At 65.4% G+C, this 6,198-nt stretch carries 5 protein-coding genes and 1 other RNA gene; 4 read left to right on the top strand and 2 right to left on the bottom strand.

Annotated elements, in window-relative coordinates; translation table 11 throughout:
* The first annotated feature begins 103 nt into the window (after nucleotides 1-103).
* The 3 genes from ubiG to ssrA all read left to right on the top strand — a co-directional run bounded on the left by ubiG (nucleotide 104) and on the right by ssrA (nucleotide 1,899).
* Nucleotides 104-832 carry a bifunctional 2-polyprenyl-6-hydroxyphenol methylase/3-demethylubiquinol 3-O-methyltransferase UbiG gene (ubiG, locus tag AAG801_RS39510; protein ID WP_101492497.1) on the top strand — a complete coding sequence of 243 codons (729 nt, stop codon included), beginning with the start codon at nucleotides 104-106 and terminating at the stop codon, nucleotides 830-832.
* Entirely contained in the window at nucleotides 832-1,500 is a 669-nt protein-coding gene (gph, locus tag AAG801_RS39505) for a phosphoglycolate phosphatase (RefSeq protein WP_341893338.1), read from the top strand. Before ubiG ends, gph begins: the two co-directional genes overlap by 1 nt.
* A gap of 12 nt (nucleotides 1,501-1,512) precedes the next feature.
* Nucleotides 1,513-1,899: a transfer-messenger RNA gene (gene ssrA / locus AAG801_RS39500) on the top strand.
* Between the two features lie 232 nt (nucleotides 1,900-2,131).
* Here the strand turns inward: ssrA and AAG801_RS39495 are convergent.
* A complete protein-coding gene (locus tag AAG801_RS39495; RefSeq protein WP_341893337.1) occupies nucleotides 2,132-3,025 on the bottom strand; it encodes an arginase family protein in 894 nt (297 codons plus the stop codon).
* 524 nt (nucleotides 3,026-3,549) lie between these two features.
* Here AAG801_RS39495 and mrdA point away from each other — a divergent pair.
* On the top strand, nucleotides 3,550-5,526 hold the full coding sequence (gene mrdA / locus AAG801_RS39490) for a penicillin-binding protein 2 (RefSeq protein ID WP_341893336.1): 1,977 nt from the start codon (nucleotides 3,550-3,552) through the stop codon (nucleotides 5,524-5,526).
* Between the two features lie 121 nt (nucleotides 5,527-5,647).
* Here mrdA and AAG801_RS39485 read toward each other — a convergent pair.
* A partial coding sequence (locus AAG801_RS39485) for a class I SAM-dependent methyltransferase (RefSeq protein WP_341893335.1) occupies nucleotides 5,648-6,198 on the bottom strand: 551 nt, incomplete at its 5' end.

The raw sequence follows: 6,198 nt of genomic DNA, 5'->3' as shown, positions 1-6,198 counted from the left end.
ACCCCGCCTCGGCGGGGTTTTTTTATGCCTGACGAAATTGCAGTCGGGCCTGACGCAAGCCCATTGCTTTCGAGTCGAGCTTTGCTCGCTTCATAATTGCCGTATGACAGAACACGTGAATGCAGACCCGGCCGAACTGGCCAAGTTTTCGGAGCTTGCGCATCGGTGGTGGGATTTGGAGAGCGAATTCCGCCCGTTGCACGAAATCAATCCATTGCGACTCGATTGGATTGACGGTATTGCGCCTATTTCGGGCCAACGTGTGGTCGATATCGGCTGTGGTGGCGGCATCCTGGCCGATTCGATGGCGCGTAAGGGTGCCGACGTGCTCGGCATCGACCTGGCGACCAAGGCGCTCAAGGTCGCCCAACTGCATGCGCTCGAAGCTGGGACGCGTGGCGTCAAGTACCGCGAAGTCAGTGCCGAAGCGCTGGCGGCCGAGCAGCCCGGCAGCTTCGATGTCGTCACCTGCATGGAAATGCTGGAGCACGTGCCCGATCCGGCGTCGGTGATCCAGGCCTGCGCCACCTTGGTGAAGCCAGGCGGCTGGGTATTCTTCTCGACCATCAATCGCAACCTGAAGTCCTTCATGTTGGCGATCGTGGGCGCCGAGTACGTCCTGGGCATGCTGCCACGCGGCACGCACGAGTACCCCAAGCTGATCCGTCCCAGTGAGCTGGCCGGCTACTGCCGCGCTGCCCGCCTGGACCTGCGCCACACACGGGGCATGGAACACAACCCGCTGACCCGGCGCTACTGGCTCAGCGCTGACACCAGCGTCAACTACCTCTTCGCGACCCAGAGGCCCGCGCTGCCGGAGGCGCACCGATGATGGGGGGAGAAAAGATGCAGGCAGTCCTGTTCGATCTCGACGGTACGCTGATCGACAGCGCACCCGATCTCGGCGCCGCCGCCGACAAGATGCGCACCGACCGCGGCCTGGCCCCGTACCCGCTGGAGCGCTACCGCCCGCTGGCCGGTGCCGGCGCCCGCGGCATGCTGGGCGTGGCGTTCGACATCACCCCCGACGCCCCCGAGTTCGACGCGCTGCGCGAAGAGTTCTACGTCGCCTACGAGCGCCGCATGCTGCTCAACACGCTCGTGTTCGACGGCGTGGCACCGCTGATCGAGGCGCTGCGCGAGCGCGGTTTGCGCTGGGGCGTGGTGACCAACAAGTCGGCCCGTTTCACCGATCCGCTGACCGGTGCGATGCCGCTCTTCGCGAGCGCGGGTGCCATCGTCAGCGGCGACACCACACCGTTCTCCAAGCCGCACCCCGAGCCGCTGCACGAGGCGGCGCGCCGCCTTGGCGTGGCGTCCGAGGCCTGCATCTACGTGGGGGACGACGAACGCGACATCATCGCGGGCCGTGCCGCAGGCATGCGCACGGTCGCCGCCACCTATGGCTACATGGGTTCAGAGGCCGATTCGACCCTGTGGCGGGCCGATGCTTCAATCTCTTCACCCCTTGAGCTCTTGAAGTTACTCAATAGCGCCTAAAATGGGTTGCTTGGGGCTGCACTGGTTTCGACGTGGGTTCGGAGTCGCAGCGGGGCATGTCGAGCTGAATGCGCTCGTAAAACAGATTCAAACAAACTAACTGCAAACGACGAACGTTTCGCACTCGCTGCTTAATTGCCAGTGAGCTTTGCAACAGCAGGCCGATGGGCTGGGCAAGGGGGTGACAGAGCAATCTGAATCCTCCCGGCTGCAAAGATAATTACATGGGCTGGCTCCGATCCGGGTACCTTGGGTCGGGGCGAGAAAATAGGGTGCTGGCGTCCGGTTTAGCGTGTGACTGCGCGACTCCGGAAGCGAGACTCAAATCAGATCACTAAACATGTAGAACTGCGCGATGAAGGCTTGCGGACGGGGGTTCAAATCCCCCCAGCTCCACCATCACAACGACCAAGGGCGTTCACTGAAGTTCAGTGAACGCCCTTTTTCATTGGGAGATCGGCCATCTGTCGTGCAAGGACGTCCGATGAGATTGGATGGCATCCAAAGCTAGATCGGGGAAGCCCTGAATCAGAATTCGGCGCGATCTGAAGCAGCCAGTCGGCAAACGACCCAAAGTCTGTCGTTCAGCGTGCGCCCAACTGCGCCAGCAAGCAGGCGCTGCTCGCTGTGTTCAAGACGCTGCGGCTCCGAGCGCTGCGGCCAGTACGTCAGCCAGGCCGCGCCCGGCGCTGCCGTTCTCATCAAGGCGCGGGTTGTAGATCGTGACCTCGAGGCCGACGGCCTTGCCGCTCGCCAGGGCCACCCGAAGCGCGGCCCCCAGCTCGTCCCACGACAACCCGCCCGGCACACGGAAATCGACCGCCGGCATGATCGCGTCGCCGAGGCAATCGGCATCGAGATGGATGAAGAAGCCATCGAGTTCTTCTCGCGTCAAGTGCGCGACCGCTTCGCGCGCGGCGGCCTCGATGCCCATTGCGTGTACGGCGGGAAGGTCGATCGCCTTGAGCGCCTTGGGGAGCGGTTGGCTTTTGTATTCCTCCTGGTCCTTGTGATCGCGGTACGCGAACGCGACAGCGTCTTCGGGGCAGACCAGCGGGCCGCGACCCTCGATGTCGGTCAGCTGCGACGGCCCGTGGCCGGTGACGAAGGCCAGGTCCATCGAGGCGCCTTCGCCATTCGGTTCCGCCTCGGGCTGGAAGAAATCGGCGTTGCCGTCGATGAAGAGCAGGCCGTAGCGGCCGCGCCGTCGAAGCGCGAGCATCGAGCCCAGCACGATCGTGCAATCACCGCCCAGAACGATCGGAAACTCGCCCGCGTCGAGCACCGCTTCCACCGCGTCGGCGAGCTGGGGCGACCACGCCGCAATGGCCCTGGCATTCAGGGTGCCCGTCTCGGCGTCGGGCGTGGGGTCCTTCGGAGGCACAGCGAGCCGCCCGGCGTGGCGTGCACGGATGCGCTGCGCAAGGCCGAGGGCGAGGAGCTGGTCGGGCAAGCGCTCTACGCCGTCCGTCGCCAGGCCCAACGTGGAAGGGGCTTCGAGAATTGCATAGCGAAGGGTCGGCATAGGCGCCTCCGTGAGAGACCGTTTGCGGAGCGGGTCACTGCCTGTATCTTTGTGGCCCTCTGGCTCGCGGACGAGCGCTCCACCATAACTGGCATCTCAGGTCAGACGCAACTCTGGAGTACTTTCGTCGCTGTCACACCCTTTTCGTTGTGCTGCGCAAAGTCCATGACGTCCACCTGAATATTTGGTCGACTCGGACGGGTTGCCAACCTGCTTTTTCGTCCTGCAGTCGTTGCGGCGGCCGGGCCACATGCAGGTGCGTTGGTCATCGTCCGCCTTGCGCATGCTTCTTGGCTGCTCCCGGAATCAGCTTGCACAGGCCCGACGGTGAATGCATCTGTGGCATGCGTGGGAGCGCGGTCCGGTGACTTGAAAACTTCGCAAACCGCCGTCGGCCGCATTGGCTGACTTTTTCCTGCGCGTTCATTCGTCGAATGACAGTCGGGTCGCGGAACCTTCGGGCGCACAGGGCCTCCTATCGGGCTTTCACGGCTCTTCTTCTGTTCCCCATCCCCTTTCGCTAGATGAATGAAATCCGCAATGCCGCCGCCGAGCTCGCACTTTTTCGCCGCCGTGTGGTGGTGGTCGGCTGCGCGGTGTTGTTCGGCTTCGGACTGATCGGCGCACGGCTGGTTTTCCTGCAGGTGGTGCGGCACGACGAGCTGTCGGGCCGGGCCGAGAACAACCGCACGGCGATCGTTCCGGTGGTGCCCAACCGCGGGCAGATCCTGGACCGCAACGGCGTGGTGCTGGCGTCCAACTACGCGGCGTACACGTTGGAGATCACGCCGTCGAAGGTGGGCGACATCACGACCGTCATCGACGAGTTGGGCGGCCTGGTCGAGGTGACGCCCAAGGACCGCCGCCGCTTCCAGCGCCTGCGCGAAGATTCGCGCAGCTTCGACTCCCTTCCCATCCGCACCCGCCTGAGCGATGAAGAGGTGGCGCGCTTTGCGGCGCAGCGCTACCGCTTCTCAGGCGTGGAAATCAAGGCGCGGCTGTTTCGCACCTATCCGTATGGCGAGGTGGGCGCGCACGTGATCGGCTACATCGGCCGCATCAACCAGCGCGAGAAAACCGCGATGGACGACTGGGCCGAAGACGAGCGTGCCAACTACCGGGGCACCGACTACATCGGCAAGGTCGGCATCGAGCAGAGCTACGAACAGGCGCTCCACGGCCAGACCGGTGTGGAGCAGATGGAAACCTCGGCCGGTGGGCACGCGGTCCGCCGGCTGGCCCGCCACCCCGCCAAGCCCGGCGACACGGTGATGCTGTCGCTCGACATCAAGCTGCAGAAGCTGGTGGAAGACATGTTCGGCGAGCGCCGGGGCGCGCTGGTCGCCATCGATCCGAAGACGGGCGAGGTGCTGGCCTTCGTGAGCAAGCCGACGTTCGATCCCAACCTGTTCGTCGAAGGCATCGACACGGAAAGCTGGAAGGCGCTGATCGAGTCGCCCGACAACCCGCTGCTGAACCGCGCACTGCGCGGCACCTACCCGCCGGGCTCGACCTACAAGCCCTTCATGGCGATGGCGGCGCTGCAGACCGGCAAGCGCGCGGCGGACAAGGTGGAGAACGACCCGGGCTTCTACAACTTCGGTGGGCGTACGTTTCGCAGCCATCGGGGCGGGTTGGGCGGCGTCGACATGCACCGCGCCATCCAGTTTTCGAGCAACACGTATTTCTATTCGCTGGCCGCCGAGATGGGCGTCGACCTCATCCACGACTTCATGGCGCCGCTGGGTTTCGGGCAGTACACGGGCATCGACTTGCAAGGCGAGTCGCGCGGCGTGCTGCCGAGCAAGGCATGGAAGCGCGCGGCCTACCGGCGCGCCGACATGAAGGGCTGGCACCCGGGCGAGACGATTTCACTGGGCATCGGGCAGGGCTATAACAGCTTCACGATGTTGCAGCTGGCATCGGCCAACGCCACGCTGGCGAACGGCGGCGTGCGCTACCAGCCGCACCTGGTGCGCGCCATCCGCGACACGGCGACCGGCGCGGTGGTGCGGCAGGTGCAGCCCCCAGCCCAGGACCTGGGCTATGCGCGCAAGCACGTCGAGGTGGTGCGCGACGCGATGGTGGCGGTCACGAAGGGCGGCACCGGCACGCGCGTGTTTGCGGGCGCGGCGTACACCTCGGCCGGCAAGACGGGCACCTCGCAGGCTGTGGGCCTGAGTGCGAAGGCGCGCGCGAGCGGCAAGGCACTGGATGCGCGCCAGCGCGATCACGCGCTGTACATGGCGTTTGCCCCAGCCGAAGACCCGACCATTGCCGTGGCGGCGATCGTCGAGAACGCGGGCTTCGGTGCGGCGCACGCGGCGCCGATCGTGCGACGGGTGTTCGACTACTGGATTGCGGGGCAGTACCCGAACGATGCCGACATGGCGGCGGTCCAGGTGGGGAAGGCCGGAGCGCCCATCGGCAAGCCGTTGGCGGCCAGCGAGGTGCCGATGCTGGACGACGATGCGCAGGCCGGTGAAGCTTCGGTGCTTTAAGGGGCCGGGCGAATGTGCAATGACATGGGGGTTTTCAGCACCCAAAGCTGACGCGACCGCCCATTGGCATCGTTGTGTCCCGGATGCCGACAGTCGGCTCGGTTCAGGCTGCGCCGCCCAATCAGGCGGGTCCGGCTTCAGCCGCGCGCAACCGGTAGAGCCCGACGTCGACGAGGCCCGCGCGGAAGCCGGCCTCGCAGTAGGAGAGGTAGTAGGTCCACAAGCGCTTGAATGCGGCGTCGAAGCCGAGTGGCTCGATCTGCGGCCAGGCGGTGAGGAACCGGCGACGCCACTCCGCCAGGGTTCGTGCGTAGTCCTTGCCGAAGCAATGGGACGCCTCGATCACCAACCCTGCGCGCTGCGCCTGTTCCCGCAGCACGCGCGGGCTGGGCAGCATGCCGCCGGGAAAAATGCAATGCTGGATGAAATCAGCCCCCTGGCGGTAGCTGTCGAACTGCGCATCGGCGATCGTGATCGCCTGCAGCACCACGACGCCGCCGGGCTTGAGGCGCTCGCGCAAGGTGGCGAAGTAGGTGGGCCAGTAGGCCTCGCCGACGGCCTCGATCATCTCGATGGACACGATGCGGTCGAAGCGGCCCTGCACGTCGCGGTAGTCCTGCAGCCGCAGGTCGACGCGGTCGGCCACGCCCCAGACTTGCGCGCGTTCGCGGG

The sequence above is a fragment of the Variovorax sp. YR752 genome (assembly GCF_943372545.1).
Note: the sequence above shows the minus strand (reverse complement) of the source record. Positions and strands in the feature narration are given on the sequence as shown.

Excerpts from the sequence above, each read along its gene's own strand:
- ubiG (WP_101492497.1), top strand. The coding sequence starts at position 104 with ATGACAGAACACGTGAATGCAGACCCGGCCGAACTGGCCAAGTTTTCG.
- gph (WP_341893338.1), top strand. The coding sequence starts at position 832 with ATGGGGGGAGAAAAGATGCAGGCAGTCCTGTTCGATCTCGACGGTACG.
- AAG801_RS39495 (WP_341893337.1), bottom strand. The coding sequence starts at position 3,025 with ATGCCGACCCTTCGCTATGCAATTCTCGAAGCCCCTTCCACGTTGGGC.
- mrdA (WP_341893336.1), top strand. The coding sequence starts at position 3,550 with ATGAATGAAATCCGCAATGCCGCCGCCGAGCTCGCACTTTTTCGCCGC.